A 16,601-nucleotide genomic window follows, 5' to 3' on the forward strand; every position below is an offset into this window, starting at 1 on the left:
TCTCCTCGTTCATCTTGACGAGAAAATTCTACTTTTGAACACCCTTACTTTCAGGGGGGATTACCCGATTACCCTTCACCATAGATACGGCGGATGTCGCCATGATGGAGGATAACTCCATCGGTATTGAAGGGTAACAGCTGTTGTTTTTTTCGCGTAAGTTTCAATCTCTTTAATGACAACCTTGTCATTCCCAATCAATGTAACAACATACCAGATGCCGATAGGTATATTAAAGAAATTAAAGCGACCATCCGCACTGCATATTGTATGCCTTGTAGTGCTCGATATGCTGGAAGGAACAATTTTTGTATCATTGATTGTACTATAACGGAACATCATATCCACAACATGATCAGATGTCTTATTTTTAGGAATTAGTTGTACATCGTTTCCTGCACAATTTAGTTCTTTGTCTTTTTTATTTGAAAAGTGGGTAAGCCCACCATGACCATTAGGAATACTTTGTTGAAAGAAGGCATGCATAAATGCCGTTCCCGTGATAGTCGCCGTGCCTTTTTCATCTAATGTCTCTTGCGCTAATGTATTTTTTGACATTAACAAAATGACAATTAAAAAAAATATTTTAAATAAAGTAATATTTTTATTTAAGTAATTCATATTATAAAACTCTCAATGAGAAATAAATGATAGGGAATAGATCTCTGGCATTTTACATCCTGCTTCTGAATTTTTGGTGTTTATCATTCCTTAAATGACAATAGAATCTATCTCCGAACTCTTCAGAATTTTACCAGAATACGGTAGTATTTTTACTTATTATTATTGCGGGATATCCAATTTTCTAGAGTTTTCAAAGCAACATCAACTCCCTCGAGCGTGAAATTAATCGTAAATACTCCTCCTGCCAACTTATCAATTTCAATATGACCAGTATGAGAATGGCGTAATGCGTCAACTTGATCTTTGTTCAGGTCTAGTGAGGACAAACAGCCAGAGGTAACACAACTCTGCCACGCTAGTGTAAATGGGGCAGTTTTATCCACGATGAGTCGTGGGTTGCTTTTAAGGGAAAGTCCTAGAGGGGTCATCAAAGTTAAGTGCCATGGACGAGATGAAAGGGGATTGTTGATAGGATCGTCACTTGAGCGCGCCAAAAAAACAGAACCAAGAGGAATAGTCTGTTTATGGACGTCTTGTGTTATTAATTGCTGTTCAGTAATACATATATTGGGTGCTACATTGGGGGTATCTGAGGGAAATATACACCGATAAGTCCATTCTCCAATCGCACCAGATAATGTAATGGGAGAGCTTGCTGCTATCGGTGCAGTTGTTTTAGCTGATGTTGCAGCAAAAACATATTTGGTAATAAAAGTAAATACTAAGGTGGAAAATAATAATTTGCTTAGAAGAGAATTTTTCAAGGTAAAACCTCCAGATTTTTTGGGAATTCCAACGCTAAATTTTTTAGATTACACTTAATTACATTAAATAATTCTCAGCAAAATTGCTGCATGACTTAGGGATGCAGGGATAGAAAGATTATTTTTTTAAATAAGAATAAAAGAAGATCATATGCAACGCCATATTCACCATGTTCAACGTAATCTTTTACATCATCCATGTCATTTTTGGATATTTTTGATTCAATAATTGAAATGGACTCGTTTAATAAATACTCAATTTCGTTATAATTTTTATTTTTCATTTTTGATTCCTAGCAACATTTGTTGGAAATGCGGTCACGATACTTCCTCCACTCTTTTTGGGTTCGAGAACCACTTTCACGTCGATACCATCAACAATTTTATTTTTGACAATTCTTCCATTTGCTTGAACCCTTTCAGGAATGGAAGGATTGCTAGCAATATCAGATACAACATTCATTATTTTCGACGAAGACCAGCTGGAGGGTTCGAAAAACCCCCTGGTTTTGAGGTCTTCTGTATGATTCTATTTCTTCTGCGTTGATTGAGGGAATGGCGATATGAAGCAGTCTGGTTTCTTTGACGTTGAAGAGCGGCTTGCCCGGCTGAGTGGGCTTGGCGATCAGCTCGAAGCGTTTTCCCGGACTGTGGATTTTGAAGCGTTCCGTCCTGATCTGGACAAGGCCCTGGCGTATTCCGATGGAAGCAAGGGCGGACGACCGCCATTTGATCCTGTGCTGATGTTCAAGATCCTGGTGATCCAGACGCTCAACAATCTGTCTGATGAGCGGACGGAATATCTGATCAACGATCGCCTCTCCTTTATGCGTTTCCTTGGGCTGGGACTCTCAGATCGGGTGCCGGATGCCAAAACGGTCTGGCTGTTTCGCGAGCGTCTGACCCAGGCGGGTGCGATCGATGGGCTGTTCAACCGCTTTGATGCGACCCTGCGTAACGCCGGGTATTTGCCGATGTCAGGCCAGATCCTGGATGCCACGCTGGTAGCGGCTCCGAAGCAGCGGAACACCAATGCAGAGAAAGCCGATCTTCGGGAAGGACGTATTCCTGAAGACTGGCAGGACAAACCCGCAAAGCTGTCGCACAAGGATCGTCATGCGCGCTGGACACTGAAGTTTACGAAGGCGAAGCGGCAGGATGATGGAACCATGCCATCCAGCGATCTCGCCATCCCGTTCTCTGGCTATAAATCGCATGTTTCCATCAATCGGAAATACCGGTTCATCCGGAAATGGAAAACAATGCATGCCGCCGCCAGTGATGGCGCGCGATTGAGAGAGGGGCTTCTGGATAAAACCAATACGGCCTCAAGTGTCTGGGCCGACACGGCCTATCGCTCAAAAGCCAACGAAGACTTCATGGAAAAGCAGGGCTTTGTCTGCAAGGTTCATCGCAAAAAGCCGCATCTCAAGCCTATGCCCCGGCATATCCAGAAATCAAATGCTGGAAAGTCGGTCATCCGCTCGCGTGTCGAGCATGTCTTTGCCGATCAGAAGTCACAGACGGGGCTGTTTGTCCGGACTGTCGGTATCAGTCGAGCCACCATGAGGATCGGGCTCGCCAATATCGTCTACAATATGCGCCGCCTCCTCTTCCTCAAAAGATTGAACGCGAGCGCATAGCCATCCAGCGAGAGACAACTCCCAATCTGCTCAAAACGCAGACTGGACGCCATCGCAAAAACCGTCAATCAAATCGCCAAAACCTAGAAATTACCGGCCAAGCACATCAATCAAGGGTTCTTCGATCCCTCCAAGTCACGACTTTCTTCAGATCACGTCCAGGCACAGCAGCCATAAACTGTGTCATCATAACCCAGTGCGCAATGCGCCAGATGACCCTCTGGCGGACGCTCTGGGTTTGGAGCCCTCTCTTGACGATGCCGATGCCGATGCGGCAGAAGAAGGGGAGGCGTTTGTCGGCGGTGCGCAGAGCGCATTGGCGGGCCCGGCGTTAGCAGGACAGTTGAGTGTCGAAGCCGCCAGTTCGGCATTTACATCCGAAGGGACATTGACCGCTGAGGCATTGGCGGGCTCGCGTGAGATTATACCAAGTTCCGCAATTGGGAATCCGAATGTTCCATCTGGCTTCAGCAAGTTTTCGACCCAAACCTTTCAGAGTCCGTCGGGAAACTATCAGGTCCATTTCTATATGAATTCGCACACTGGAGAGCCGTATTACCAGCTCGATTTCAAGTCCGTATTTAACAGCGGGGGGGGGGGGTGGTCGATGAAAGTTCTATGTACTAGCCTTGTTCCTCCTCTTTCGTGGGGTTCCGCCGAAAGTAACGGATGGCTAACCATCGGAAAAGAATATGTCGTAGTGAGTGTGTACGGGAGAGGAAACCGCCTCGATTATAGAATTGTGGGGGATGATGGATTTACACCTGCATTGCAGTCGGCGAGCCAATTTGAGATTTTAGATGAGGCCATTCCTGACAACTGGGTGTTTCGGCAATTTAGCGATTCAGAATGGGTGATTATGCCTACGGCTTTAGCGGCAGAAGGGTTCTGGGAAGCTTATTTTGATGGCGATGTATCGGCTCGAGCAGCATTCGATCAAGTCATTTCTACAATTGTTACAAAATCCGGGGAGTCCTAGCACTACAGTTGCATATTGTGTCGTGAGTGAGCACGGATAGCGCTGGCCTGATGTGTTCGTCGAAAGACGGACCATCTGAGGATGTGAGCGACGGGCAGTCTGCGTTGTGAGAGTTTTACGACAAGACGCCTGATTTCCTGAATGGAGCAACGGACGACGATTATCGTGTTCTGCGGTGTGTTTTTTTCGGTTTCAATGAGTTTGCCTGATACCGGACACTTGCCATGACGGCATAGGCTAGCATGACCAGAGAGACATGCCGATGCCAACCATGCCAGGAGCGGGTCTCGTTATGATCAAGACCAAATGGAGGGTTCGAAAAACCTCTGGTTTTGAGGTTTGCTCTGTGATTCCCTTTCTTCGGTTTTGATTGAGAGAGTGGCGATATGAAGCAGTCTGGCTTCTTTGATGTTGAAGAACGGCTTGCCCGGTTGAGCGGGCTTGGTGATCAGCTCGAAGCATTTTCCCGGACTGTGGATTTTGAGGTGTTCCGCCCGGAACTGGAGAAGGCACTGGCGTATTCCGACGGAAGCAAAGGCGGGCGCCCGCCGTTTGATCCAGTGCTGATGTTCAAGATTCTGGTGATCCAGACGCTGAACAATTTGTCCGATGAACGGACGGAGTATCTGATCAACGATCGCCTGTCGTTCATGCGCTTCCTTGGTCTGGGACTTTCGGATCGGGTGCCGGATGCCAAAACGGTCTGGCTGTTCCGCGAGCGTCTGACCCAGGCGGGTGCGATCGCAGGGCTGTTCAACCGCTTTGATGCGACCCTGCGCAACGCCGGGTATTTACCGATGTCAGGCCAGATCCTGGATGCCACACTGGTAGCTGCTCCAAAGCAGCGGAACACCAACGCAGAGAAAGCCGATCTTCGGGAAGGACGTATTCCCGAAGACTGGCAGGACAAGCCGTCAAAGCTGTCGCACAAGGATCGTCATGCGCGATGGACGCTGAAGTTCACCAAAGCGAAGCGGCAGGACGATGGAACCATGCCGTCGAGTGATCTCGCCATCCCATTCTTTGGCTACAAATCCCACGTCTCCATCGACCGGAAGTATCGGTTCATCCGGAAATGGAAGACAACAGATGCCGCCGCCAGTGATGGCGCGCGATTGAGAGAGGGGCTTCTGGATAAAGCCAATACGGCCTCAATCGTCTGGGCTGATACAGCGTATCGCTCAAAAGCCAATGAAGACTTCATGGAAAAGCAGGGCTTTGTCTCAAAGGTTCACAGGAAGAAGCCGCATCTCAAACCCATGCCACTCCATATCCAGCGGTCCAATGCAGGAAAGTCGGTCATCCGCTCGCGTGTCGAGCATGTCTTTGCTGACCAGAAATCGCAAATGGGTCTGTTCGTCCGAACCGTCGGTATCACCCGGGCCACCATGAGGATCGGGTTGGCCAATATCGTCTATAATATGCGCCGCTTCCTCTTCCTGGAGCGGATCAGCGCGAATGCATAGCAATCCAGCGGGAGGCAGCACTCGATCTGCTCAAAACGCAGATCGAAAACGAACCCAAAAGTAGTCAATCAAATCGCCAAAACCCAGAAATTACCGGCTAGGCACCTCAATCAAGGGTTCTTCGATCCCTCCATCTGACTGATCATCGAGGCATCCATGCCACCATATTTCGCGCGCCACCGGTAAAACGTCGCGTTGCTGATCCCATGCTCCCGGCACAGGTCAGGAACAGAGACGCCGCCCTCAGCCTGGCGGATCACACCCATGATCTGGGCATCAGTAAAACGATCATTCTTCATCAGAATCTCCTCATCATTACGCTGAGAAAATTCTCATCCAAAAGCCACTCTTTTTATGGGGGGATTACCGGGTCATGGGCAACAAACCCGCTGATTGCAGGAGAAGCCAGAGATATTGCCTCGGATCTGTCAGAGCAGGACTGGCGCCGTCTGTCTGCGGGACACGGCACAAAAGGTGAGCGACTTTATGACTGGGCGTATCTTCCGCTTGCTGATCTGGATGCTGAAGAATTTGACTGCCCTATAGCCGGACCATGGACACGAGGCCTGTTGATCCGCCGAAACATCGCTGACGGGGACCTTGCTTATTTTACGACCTGGAGCCCGAAAGGGACAACCACGCAGGAACTCGTGAACGTTGAAGGGACGCGCTGAAGGATCGAAGAATGTTTCGAGACGGCCAAAAACGAATTTGGTCTTGATCATAACGAGACCCGCTCCTGGCATGGTTGGCATCGGCATGTCTCTCTGGTCATGCTAGCCTATGCCGTCATGGCAAGTGTCCGGTATCAGGCAAACTCATTGAAACCGAAAAAAACACACCGCAGAACACGATAATCGTCGTCCGTTGCTCCATTCAGGAAATCAGGCGTCTTGTCGTAAAACTCTCACAACGCAGACTGCCCGTCGCTCACATCCTCAGATGGTCCGTCTTTCGACGAACACATCAGGCCAGCGCTATCCGTGCTCACTCACGACACAATATGCAACTGTAGTGCTAATTTATTGCCTTTTATTCTATATTATGGCGCACATTTTTTTATACTACGCGCTCCTACCCATGACACATAAGGAACTGCTTTACCTTCTACTGTCGTGATTTTTTTTACAGTTACAGCATGTCCTCTTGCTTCTGGTGTGGAATTATATGCAGTCACAATGTACCAGTTTCCCGCTGGAAGATTAGAAAAAACAAAGTGAGCAATAGATGGACAAAAGCTGTGACCAGCCATAGGACAGGTAAAATGAGGGATGAAAGATAACACCGTTGGGTCAACCCAGCGAGGGTCATTTACGTTCTTATAATCGCTGAGCCGAAGGCTATATACTTCCATTTTATTTGCAAGTATACGCATATACTCACTTTCTGGAAGAATATCTATTGTGAAATTTTTTTGTGGTGTTTCTCTGAAAGAACTTTCTATTGGGTAAGAGTCATAGTTTCCATCAGGTACTTGGTAAGTATAATATTTTGTAAATTCGCCACCACTGACGCATCCTTTAATGGTAGCACGACCCGGTCTTTGGGCCCATGCGACTTCAACACTATTGAATGGTATTTTAGGGGGCGCTGGATGCACGCAGCCAGTCAGCAGCAACAAAGGAGATAAGGTAAAGAATAGTCTTATGACACATTTATTTTGCGTCATTTTTTGCTCTTTCTTCATCTGTTAAACTCTTATTGGTTATCATTTTTTGTATCCCTTGTGGCTCATGGTATGCATTTCTGGCGGAGTTTTCAAAACTATTTGTTAGGGAAAGGATTTCCCCCGCCTCGTCTTCTTCAAAATTATTATTTAGCGCATGATTTGCTGACGCTGGATCACGAAACAGAGTGCCTGAAGTTGACCCGGAATGAACTGTAATATTCGAGCTAATGGCAGATTGGCTTGTTGAGGTCTGCAGGTCTATGAGGGCAGATGCCACACCATTTACGTTTAAATTTCCATCAAAAGTCTTCCTTCTTGTGTTCAGATTAGGATCCATAGGACCCGTATTACCTCCACTGCTTAGATTTCCATAAGAAATACTGGCCGATGCTCCGGCATATTCCGATTTGTTCTGTTTACCATGAGCCGTCAGGCTACCTGTAGTTACCGTATTGCCCGATGCAGCCGTACTTTCCATCACACCAGCATTCAACGTCGTATTGTGTGCAACAGTCACATTAAGTCCATTCCCGCCGGCATACAGGCCTGACAGGCCACTTGCTTCCGTCGAAGCATAAGTGTCATACAAAAATCCCGATGCTGCATTCACCGAAAAGCCCATCTCCCCGCCCGTGCCATAAACCGGAACGGCGAAACTGACCCCCGCACTCTCCTGCGTGCTGAGATAGCTGGCCGTATTCTGGGCCGAAGTAATATTCAGATTTCCCGCCGTAACATCCACAGAACCACCAGATATTTTCGCACCATCCAGTGTGGTGGTGCCTGTTCCGTTCTCAATAGTCACATTCTGTGTGCCCGATACGGTTGTATCCACCTGTGTCCTGCTTTGTGAATTCGTATGCGAGTGAGAGGTATTGAGTTGACCCGTAACACTAACACCCCACTGCAAGTCAGCATTGAGAGAAGCCGTCGCACCAATAAAGGCTGACAACGTCGTTTGACTGGAGACAGTGTGCGTGCTGTTTTGCCCCGACTGAAGCTGAATATTGCCTGGTGCCACAAGCGTAACTGTCTTACCAGACAATCGGGCCGCTGTGGCGATAATGTCCCCTGCATTACTTTCAAGTGCAGGGTTGGTGCCTGTTGCTGTAATAGTCAGCCCGTTTCCTGCATTTGCAGTCGCCCCCTGTGTTATCATTGATGTGGTTTGGGACGTCTTGCGATTATGTTCAAAGCCAACTTCCGCCTGCACACCCACCAGTTCTATATTGGCTTTCGTTACCGCTGAGGATGTCGGTGCCAATCTGGTATCCACAAGTGTTGCAATGGTTTTTCCTATGCTGACCCCGCTCTCAGCAGTTGAGAGAGCACCAAGAGACTGGCTGGCCATATCCTTATCACTGGCGGTCTGGGCTGCCGACAGAGCCAGATTAGCAATCCGGCCAACAAGAGAGGTGTCAGATAACCCGACCTGTACTCCAATAAACTTGAAGTCACTTGTCTGCTTTGAAGTGGAAACATCCGAAAGGGCGTTAAAAGCTACTGACGAGCCTGTTACATCTAAGTTTTTCGCGGCTGCAACATCAGAGGCGTTGATGGCCACTTGATCATTTGCAGCAATAGAAAGATTCCCGTCCGTGGTAGCAATCATACTTGGTTTCCAAGTTATACTGCTATCATTCACAGTTTCTTTGGATTTCCCATAGCCTACATGAGCTTTGGCTCCCGCTGTATCAAAATAAAATCCTTTACTTTCTTTTTTGTAAAAAGATTGCGCGGTGCTTTGCAGTGCATTTTCAGTAAATTTGCCCCCAGCCTGCAGAGCGACATTCCCACCGCCTGCGATAGTCCCTGCTACCGACATGTCCTTGCCTGAAACCATAGTGACATTATCATTTGCCACGATGGTATTCCCTATCTGATCGGTCGAGCTCTCACTCTGTGTCTTGGTGGTTTTATTCAAGAAGCCATGCTCAACTGTACGAGTATAGGAAGACTGGCTGTCAGTGACCGTGTTGAGGTCCACATTACCCGTTGCCATCAGGGTTGCTGACTTGCCAGCCGTTACACCTGCGCCTGCCAACGTAAGATTCCCGCCAAGAGCTGCGGCCGTCAGGTCACCCCCCGTACTGATGGAAGAGCCAAAGTTCTCCGTCTGGCTCGCCCGATGGCTGTAGTCATGCCCTTCGATATCTTCAGACGCCTGTGCCGTAACTGAGCCAAGCGTAATTCCCTTCCCCGCCACCAGAGAGGCATCACCCAGAGCATTCAGTGAACCCCCATTAAAAGTGATGCTCTGCGCCGCAGATATCTGCGCATTTCCACCTGATGAAATGTTGCCCTGCGCACCAATGGACTGTGCTGCGCCACCATTCACCATGAACGTATTCAACTGGTCTTCATTGATCACGGAGCCGTTCAGTGCAGCGAGCGTCACACTCCCGCCGGAAATGGACCCACCTGCATTGACGATATCGCCACTGCTCGCGGTCGCTACAAGTGCTGCAGTCGCGCTCAACGTTCCTGTATTATTAACATCTGAACCGGCTAGGGTCACATTGGCTGCAGTAATTTCCGCTCCGTCAGAAAGTGTTGCCTGCCCGGGGGCAAGATAGAGCCTGGGAGTGAGAACGGTCTTCCCATTCACAGTCTCGGGCACATACCAGACAATATTCTGCGTTAGCGCCGCCTGCTGCGCAGTTGTCAGCGCCGTTCCGAATGTCAGACCAAGCGTGTTGGACTCTGAGGCTGCATTATCGAGCAGAAGAGCCATCTGCTGATTGCTTGTCTCGTAACTGCTTCCCAGAAAAGTTTGGCCCGTAGCCGCGACAATCTGTTGCTGGATGAATTCGGTATCAAAATTCGCATCACCCAGAAACTGATAATCTGCCGTATTATTACCCAGACGGTTCAGCAGATACTGCGAACCATAAAGCCCCGAGAGAGCCGCATAATTCGGGTTGGTCTCAATCAGATAATGTGCGGCAGGATTGGGATCAGGAATAAATAGCGCACTGCCACCGGGAATTGATGCAATGACATTGGGAACGGTCGGGTCACTACTGCCAGCAAAACCCGGCAGCGTCATGCTCGCTTCCTGCACGGAAGAGGATGCCTTCACCTGAGCCGTCTCTACTCCCTGATAAGCCAGAACGCCAGTGGCCGTTGCAAGAGCTTCCTTACCCGCTCCTTCCAATGTTGTATTCGTTGCAACGCTGTTTGCGCCTGACGTGGAGGCAAGCGGCGAAAGACCGCCGGGGGCTTTACCCGTGTAGGTCGTATATTCACTCGGACTGGCGTTAACGATTTTTGTCTGGTTATTGATCGCTCCTGTGAAGTCACCAACGATATTGTCTTTGGCAACAATAGTCCCTGTCGGGCCATAATAGGTTTCTGTCGAACCCCATTGTTCCTTTGGTTGGGGTGCCGCCGTCCAATAATGACCTATCGTAATTCCAGCGAGTTTCTTTTTGTGCCGTTTTGCAGCAGTTGTCCCACCAGTAAATGCTGGGTCAGACTGGCTACTCCAGGAACACCCCCAGAAATTCCTGCAGGTAACATAAAAAACATGCTGAACTGCATAGCCAACATTATTGAGGCTACCGCCGCTCAGGTTAATATCGCGCCCCGCAGAGATATGGCTGGCATCGTTAACAATTCCGCCTGTGGTCGTGATATCAATGTCCCGCCCAGCCGAAATCAGGGAAGCAGCATTATTGAGGGTGGCGAGCCCCCCATCTTCTTCCACATAGACTGTACCGCCGTTGGCATGACCGACAAGCTGGCCTGTTCCCTGTAGTCCAGTCGTTGTGTTCAACAGTCCCTGAGGGACGATGATATTGACATTGCTGCTTCCGCCGTAGTTCTGACTCCATAAAACCTTGTTGTTGGCAACAGAGACCCCGCTCAACACATCATTGGTGACAGAACCAGCATTAATCCGAACATCACCATCGGCACTATCGGCAGCAATCTCACCAGAGCGGTTGATAACGGCGGTTGCTGGACCATTATTGTTTGCCCCGATCCCGATTGATCCATTCTGGGAAAGAATGGCTCCCAACTGGTTAGTCAATGTTCCAGGCAGTTCCAGCGTAACACCAGCCCCACCATCAATCAGGCCTGTGTTAAAGATCGCACTGTCCGATGCCACATCGAGAACGCCACCATTAGCCATCAATGCGCCATTATTTGTCACTGCCGTGGCAAGAATGCTGGCATTACCTCCAGCGGATAGCCCGCCACCGGAAGCGGCTGTATAATTCCCGGCTACTGTCAGACGGGCATCACCGCCAGACTGGAACAGAGTATCACTGCTCAGATCGCTGCTGACAGTGACGTCAAGATTGCGTCCTGCAACCAGTCTGGATGCCCCATCAAGGGAAGTGGTATCAATTTTCAGGTCACCTGCAGCCTGCAAAATACCACCAGCATCGCTAAAATCATTAACCGCACTCCCACCTCCATTTGTCAGTAAGAGCTTTCGCGTTCCTGAGCGTTCGATGATACTGCCACCGTCATTGTCCAGGCTTGCCACCGTCAGGCCCAGATCATTCAATGATTGCAAAGTGCCTTTGGCATTATTGATTTTGGCAGTTGCAGTTGGGCCTCCTGCGGAAATAGTCAGGCCCCCGTTTACTGCATTAATTAATGCACCGGATCCGTTATTCAGATTATTGGCCACAAGAACAATATTGTTCTCTGCCTGCAGTGCGCCCTTGTTATTGGCGATCAGCGTCATTGCCTGACCACCTATGTTCTGGATATTCAGGGTGCCGGCATTACTGATGATTTTCCCTGCGTTCTCATTATCAAGCGAGGCGGCAGTCAGCGTAACATCACCTGCTGCCTGAATAACCCCTTCTTCATTACTCACGCCGCCTGCCGCTGACACCAGCAGAGCTCCGACGCCGGTAATAATGTCCCCACTCGTGTTGGTCAGGCTGGCCCCTGATACCGCGATGGTGCCATTGGCCCCGATACGACCATTCGTATTATCAATCTGCTCCCCACTCTTCAGGTTTATGCCCTGCGTGCCGTAAATCAGCCCCGTGTTCACGGCAGAACCAGTCAGAGTTGCATTGACCTGTTCGGCCGCTACCAATCTGCCTGTATTGAGGAGAGACGCAGCTGTCAGGTTCGCCTGCCCGGTTAACGAGCCAACCTGACCACTATTGCTGAGATCTTGCGCCGTAAGCGCAACATCACCCTGGGAAACAAGTGTTCCACTATTAGTAATGCTCCCCTGTGTCGTGACGTTAAGGAGAGCTCCGGTGCCCGTCGTTTCGATCCGGCCAGAGTTGGAAAGCCCCTCTCCTGTGCCTGTTCCATTCAGGACAAGGTCCAGCGTGCCATTCTCGGTCGCGATCAGCCCGCTTGCAGCATTCGTCAGACCTGTTGCATCAAGGTACAGGCCCTGCCCTCCTACCAGAACGCCCTCGGTCCTCAGGTCTTCAGAGGCCTGTACAGAAAGATTTTTCCCCGCACTCATGACGCCATTGGCATCATCACGCCAGTTCCCCGTCACCAGGATCAGGTTTCCTGCCGCTTTTACTGCTCCTCCCACATTAGAGAAGGACAGTACGGAAGAGGGCGCACTCACCGCGTTCAGCGCAATATCGCCGTTCAGCGCCAGAACGCTGCCAGCGTCATTGCTGATAGTGGAAGCAGCTACTGAAACAGTTCCACCAGCCTGAATGATACCTCCAGATGTATTATCGAGCGCTGTCATCATTGCGCCGGTGCTTCCAGCAGCAAGAGTCACATCGCCATTAATGCCAAGAAGAGTTCCCGCCGTGTTGGTCAAGCTCGTTGTCTCAACATCCAGGTTATTCCCAGCCTGCATCAGGCCGTTATTGTTGTCGAGAATAGAAAGCGGTGCTGAGGTAATGCTATTATTGATCCCGAGGTCGTGTCCTGCCAGCAGCTTCCCGTATGTGTTGTTCAACGCTGTCGAGGAAACCCTCAGATCGGTTCCGGCCCTGATCGTACCGTTATCGTTGGAAAAGGCCCCCGTACTCGTCAGGCTCATTCCACCTGCACTATAAAGCATACCTGTATTGCTTACTGTCCCGGTAACTGTATTGCCGGATACGCCATCAAACAGAACACTGTCATTTGCTGCCTGTCTTTGACGATCACCCACGTTCAGACTGAGAGAACCACCTGTCGCAAGCAGAAGACCAGACGCCGCATTCGTGAGGCTGTCGGCTGTTACAAGGACATCCGTGCTTCCGCCAAGGGTGCCTTCATTGTCCAGATTGCCAGACACTGTGACAGCCAGTGCCTGTTCTGCTGTGAAGAAAGAGTGAGCATTAGAGCTGTAGCTGCCCAATGCTGCCGTCAGATTACCACCAGCCTGAATGACACCCTCATTATTGGTGACATCCTGCGCCGATAATATCATGTTGCCAGATTGGTTGAGGACCGTCCCCCCAGTGTTATCCAGCACGCCAACCGCTTCAATTGAAGCCAGACCTGCCGTATTCGATATCTTCCCGCCAACATTTGAGAGAGAACTGGCACTGTTCAGTGTCAGGTCTGCCTTTGATGCGATTGTTCCGGTATTTGCGATAGACGCTGCCCTGGCAGACAGACTACCATTCGATGCGCCAATACCACCGCTATTGGTCAGGAGGCCCTGTGCTGCAAGAGACAGCATACCGCCTCCCGCTGAAATCGTCCCACTATTACCGATTGTTTCCGCTTGTGCAGTTAGTGCTGTGCCCGCACTGATGCTGCCACTATTAGCCAGTGCATTGGCCGCCTCAAGTTGCAGACTGGTACCCGACTGCAGGCTGCCGGCATTAGTGATCTGACCACTGGCCTGAACCTGAATAGTACCGCTGGCAGCCAGATTACCATTCAGTACCAGATCACCTGTATCGGTGAGGGTCATGTCTCCGGCATTGGCGGCCATGGCGCCGTCGACCCTTACACCTGCCCCAGCTTCGTTAACCACCATGTAGATACGGTTTGCATAGAGTCCACCCAAGGCGGCCGTATCAATGGCAAATTCGGGAGTAGCTGTCCCATCGGAAGCTAGTGTGTGGGCAACGTTGGTGCCATAATCAACCCGGTTACGTCCAGCTACAATATTGGCTGTCTGAGCATTCACCTGTGCCTTCAGCGTCACGGATCGCGAAAGGACATCCAGCACTGGCACCGTGGTGAAATCCCCACCCGGCCCTGAAAAAGTGATGTTACCTCCCCGAACAGCTATATCCTTGAGTGCACCACTCGCATCCATCTCCGGCTTGCCTGTCGCAAGGGTGACACGTGCCGTATTGATGAAACCACAGCCTGAACAGGTAATTCCGTTTGGATTAGCAACAACGACCGAGGCTTGATGCCCGGCTACTTCCGTATAACCCAGCATCAGAGTTGGAAGGGAACCCGTCACCTCATTCAGAATGAGGTTCGCCGAATGGCCATTAAGATTACTATTGCCGTAAACTGCGCCACCGATCTTCGTCTCTGTCGCTGACGTAGCATTATTCAGAATGACACCACGTTCAGGTACCCCGTATTCCAGAAAGTCATTATGCGACACACCAGCAGTATTCGGAGTGGCGATGTTGACCTGATCGATCCCATTCTGGGTTTTATCCAACGTCGGCTCAGGTCCTGCTGCATGCGGATCAATTACGATCTGCGGTTCTGCCTGCTGAGCTGATGCGACTGAAATGGTTGACGTAAAAAGCAGGCAGGTTGCGACCAGAACACGCAGACAACGCTGCATCAATGTTGTGTTGGGGAGCATTTCGAGAACAGTATGCCTATAGGCCGTATTCATTACATCTTCGCTCCCACCTGAAACAGCGTAACCAAACCTTCAGAAGGGAGAGGGCCGGTATAGATCGAATGTGTAAGGGAGACGTTCCAGAAAAATGGACCAGTGGTCTTCCTGAGGCCGAGGCCTCCCCCTGCCATTTCTCCGCCTTTAAGTGCCGGAGGCATGGACGAAGAAGTAAACCCCGCCCGCACGACACCGACGTCCAGAGCAGCATAAAGCTGCGTGCCTTCGATGACATGGTGACAGAGAAAAGCGAACTTCCCACATTTCTGGTCCAACGATGGAAGCTGCCATGAAAAATCATTGCGCATATAGCCGCCATCGTTACCCAGCAGGACCTGTTCCAGGAAACCCCGAACTGAATAAGGCCCGCCCACCTGTAACTCGTTGGTCGGAAACTGGTCTCGGGTGCTGTATTCAGCATGTAACGATGTATGCCATAACACGTTGGGCATAAGAGGTTTATACCCATCTATATCCAGTGAAGGCTTAAGATAAGACGAATGGGGCTCCTGCAAGCCAGGATGAGCAATGTTGGACCACGTCCCGGCCCCGGCTACGGCAACCTTGAGACCGCCTGTGATGTACCAGACCCCGCCCCATCCTTTGAGAGATTCACTGACTTGCAGGTTAACGAAGGACTGCCGCGCGGTTTCAGTATCAATCACGGTATGATTGATTTCAGAACCGAATGATTTTCGTTCGTAACTGACCTGGAAAGACGTAATGCCAAGGCTGTTGCGCAGCAGCACCCGTGAAATTCCCAAACGCCAGTCTCGCCGACCACCAGAAAGATGATAGAGATCGCTCAGGCCGCGCAGGGGGTATTCATCTTCTGAGTGCCACCATGAACCGAAAACAGTCCAATAACCAAAAGGGATTGAGCCATTAACGGAGAGATAGGATGTTCCCCGCTGCCCGGCCTGGCCCACGAGTGAGTGATCATATTCAACTGACCACAGATCCAGAAGTCCCAAGGGGTTCTCTGCCGTCAGCATGGCATGCCCTGTTTCCTGTCCCGTGATTTTCTGGCCATAATTGTCAAACCAGACTTGGCCATGCAGCACACCGCGCTTTGGCGCGCTGATCACAACAGTTGAGGTGCCTGCTTTCCCGCCGGGGATAATACGCATGCGGGCCCCCCAGTGGCTCAGCCTGTTCATAGCTTCTATCCCCTGCTCCAGGTCACGGAGATTGAGGATTTTCCCATGTAGAGCAGGAAAGGCCATGGCAATTGCCAGCCGGGTTGGGCGCCCTTCCAGCTTGAGTTCTGTCAGTTTTCCCTCAATGACGACTATTCTGAGGTGTCCGGAGGAAAGCTTCTGTTCTGGCAGATAAGCGCGGGAGGTAATATATCCTTGCTGAACATAGGCTGCGTTCAGTGCGTCAATCAGGCTATTAAGATCTCGCACAGTCATGCAACTACCCACATGAGGCTGAGTCATATGCCCGATATCTGCTTGAGAAAGCCGTGAAATTCCTTCCACAGTAATACTATGAATTGTCACGCATCCCCTGGATGCCCTGCGCTGGAGATGCGGGTTTATGAAGATCAATATCACCCGATGGCGGCGGTAAAGCGTCCAGTTGTTCTTGATGCTGTTCAAAGCGCTGATACTGATCCTGTGCGGATCCTGGCCCTGCCGGCATAATCCCACCGGGCAACCCCGAGACCTGCCCCATTGCCAGATCTGGCATAG

The 16,601-nt window shown here is 50.1% G+C and carries 9 protein-coding genes and 4 pseudogenes; 4 read left to right on the top strand and 9 right to left on the bottom strand.

Translation table 11 applies throughout. The features are described 5' to 3' along the window. Positions 1 to 75: 75 nt before the first annotated feature. The 4 genes and pseudogenes from ACSYTG_RS13360 to ACSYTG_RS13375 all read right to left on the bottom strand — a co-directional run. Positions 76 to 621 carry a hypothetical protein gene (locus ACSYTG_RS13360; RefSeq protein ID WP_489784227.1) on the bottom strand — a complete coding sequence of 182 codons (546 nt, stop codon included), beginning with the start codon at positions 619 to 621 and terminating at the stop codon, positions 76 to 78. A gap of 152 nt (positions 622 to 773) precedes the next feature. Next, positions 774 to 1,388 carry an invasion associated locus B family protein gene (locus ACSYTG_RS13365; RefSeq protein WP_489784228.1) on the bottom strand — a complete coding sequence of 205 codons (615 nt, stop codon included), beginning with the start codon at positions 1,386 to 1,388 and terminating at the stop codon, positions 774 to 776. Between the two features lie 95 nt (positions 1,389 to 1,483). Next, positions 1,484 to 1,672: a hypothetical protein gene (locus tag ACSYTG_RS13370; RefSeq protein ID WP_489784229.1), complete on the bottom strand. Its 189-nt coding sequence runs from the start codon at positions 1,670 to 1,672 to the stop codon at positions 1,484 to 1,486. Beyond that, positions 1,669 to 1,866 (bottom strand): annotated as a pseudogene (locus ACSYTG_RS13375) (hypothetical protein); the annotation flags it as partial. The pseudogene ACSYTG_RS13375 and the gene ACSYTG_RS13370, both read right to left, overlap by 4 nt. Positions 1,867 to 1,951: 85 nt before the next feature. On the opposite strand from ACSYTG_RS13375, the gene ACSYTG_RS13380 reads away from it, so the two are divergent. Both ACSYTG_RS13380 and ACSYTG_RS13385 read left to right on the top strand, forming a co-directional pair. Next, the gene (locus ACSYTG_RS13380) at positions 1,952 to 3,031 is read left to right on the top strand and encodes an IS5 family transposase (protein WP_489784230.1); all 1,080 of its coding nucleotides are present in this window, start codon (positions 1,952 to 1,954) and stop codon (positions 3,029 to 3,031) included. A 238-nt stretch (positions 3,032 to 3,269) separates the two neighbouring features. Then, positions 3,270 to 4,010 carry a hypothetical protein gene (locus ACSYTG_RS13385; protein ID WP_491706468.1) on the top strand — a complete coding sequence of 247 codons (741 nt, stop codon included), beginning with the start codon at positions 3,270 to 3,272 and terminating at the stop codon, positions 4,008 to 4,010. 160 nt (positions 4,011 to 4,170) lie between these two features. Here ACSYTG_RS13385 and ACSYTG_RS13390 read toward each other — a convergent pair. Then, a pseudogene (locus ACSYTG_RS13390) lies at positions 4,171 to 4,314 on the bottom strand (IS701 family transposase); the annotation flags it as partial. Positions 4,315 to 4,396: 82 nt separating this feature from the next. Between ACSYTG_RS13390 and ACSYTG_RS13395 the strand changes: the two are divergent. Beyond that, positions 4,397 to 5,476: an IS5 family transposase gene (locus ACSYTG_RS13395; RefSeq protein WP_489784233.1), complete on the top strand. Its 1,080-nt coding sequence runs from the start codon at positions 4,397 to 4,399 to the stop codon at positions 5,474 to 5,476. A gap of 128 nt (positions 5,477 to 5,604) precedes the next feature. Here ACSYTG_RS13395 and ACSYTG_RS13400 read toward each other — a convergent pair. Further along, positions 5,605 to 5,775, bottom strand: a pseudogene (locus tag ACSYTG_RS13400) (transposase); the annotation flags it as partial. A 69-nt stretch (positions 5,776 to 5,844) separates the two neighbouring features. Here ACSYTG_RS13400 and ACSYTG_RS13405 point away from each other — a divergent pair. Then, a pseudogene (locus tag ACSYTG_RS13405) lies at positions 5,845 to 6,333 on the top strand (transposase); the annotation flags it as partial. A 185-nt stretch (positions 6,334 to 6,518) separates the two neighbouring features. On the opposite strand, the gene ACSYTG_RS13410 reads toward ACSYTG_RS13405, so the two are convergent. From ACSYTG_RS13410 to ACSYTG_RS13420, 3 genes are read right to left on the bottom strand one after another with little or no spacing between them, the layout of a single operon-like run. Next, a complete protein-coding gene (locus ACSYTG_RS13410; protein WP_415420794.1) occupies positions 6,519 to 7,163 on the bottom strand; it encodes a hypothetical protein in 645 nt (214 codons plus the stop codon). Next, the gene (locus tag ACSYTG_RS13415) at positions 7,132 to 14,901 is read right to left on the bottom strand and encodes a two-partner secretion domain-containing protein (RefSeq protein WP_491706469.1); all 7,770 of its coding nucleotides are present in this window, start codon (positions 14,899 to 14,901) and stop codon (positions 7,132 to 7,134) included. Before ACSYTG_RS13415 ends, ACSYTG_RS13410 begins: the two co-directional genes overlap by 32 nt. Continuing rightward, positions 14,901 to 16,508 (bottom strand): ShlB/FhaC/HecB family hemolysin secretion/activation protein, encoded by a 1,608-nt coding sequence (locus ACSYTG_RS13420; RefSeq protein WP_491706470.1) that lies wholly within the window; start codon positions 16,506 to 16,508, stop codon positions 14,901 to 14,903. Before ACSYTG_RS13420 ends, ACSYTG_RS13415 begins: the two co-directional genes overlap by 1 nt. Between the last annotated feature and the right edge of the window lie 93 nt (positions 16,509 to 16,601).

The sequence above is a fragment of the Acetobacter sp. ESL1128 genome (genome assembly GCF_058505085.1).

Coding starts and splice junctions, on each gene's coding strand:
- ACSYTG_RS13380 (WP_489784230.1), top strand. CDS start 1,952: ATGAAGCAGTCTGGTTTCTTTGACGTTGAAGAGCGGCTTGCCCGGCTG.
- ACSYTG_RS13410 (WP_415420794.1), bottom strand. CDS start 7,163: ATGAAGAAAGAGCAAAAAATGACGCAAAATAAATGTGTCATAAGACTA.
- ACSYTG_RS13360 (WP_489784227.1), bottom strand. CDS start 621: ATGAATTACTTAAATAAAAATATTACTTTATTTAAAATATTTTTTTTA.
- ACSYTG_RS13395 (WP_489784233.1), top strand. CDS start 4,397: ATGAAGCAGTCTGGCTTCTTTGATGTTGAAGAACGGCTTGCCCGGTTG.
- ACSYTG_RS13370 (WP_489784229.1), bottom strand. CDS start 1,672: ATGAAAAATAAAAATTATAACGAAATTGAGTATTTATTAAACGAGTCC.
- ACSYTG_RS13415 (WP_491706469.1), bottom strand. CDS start 14,901: ATGAATACGGCCTATAGGCATACTGTTCTCGAAATGCTCCCCAACACA.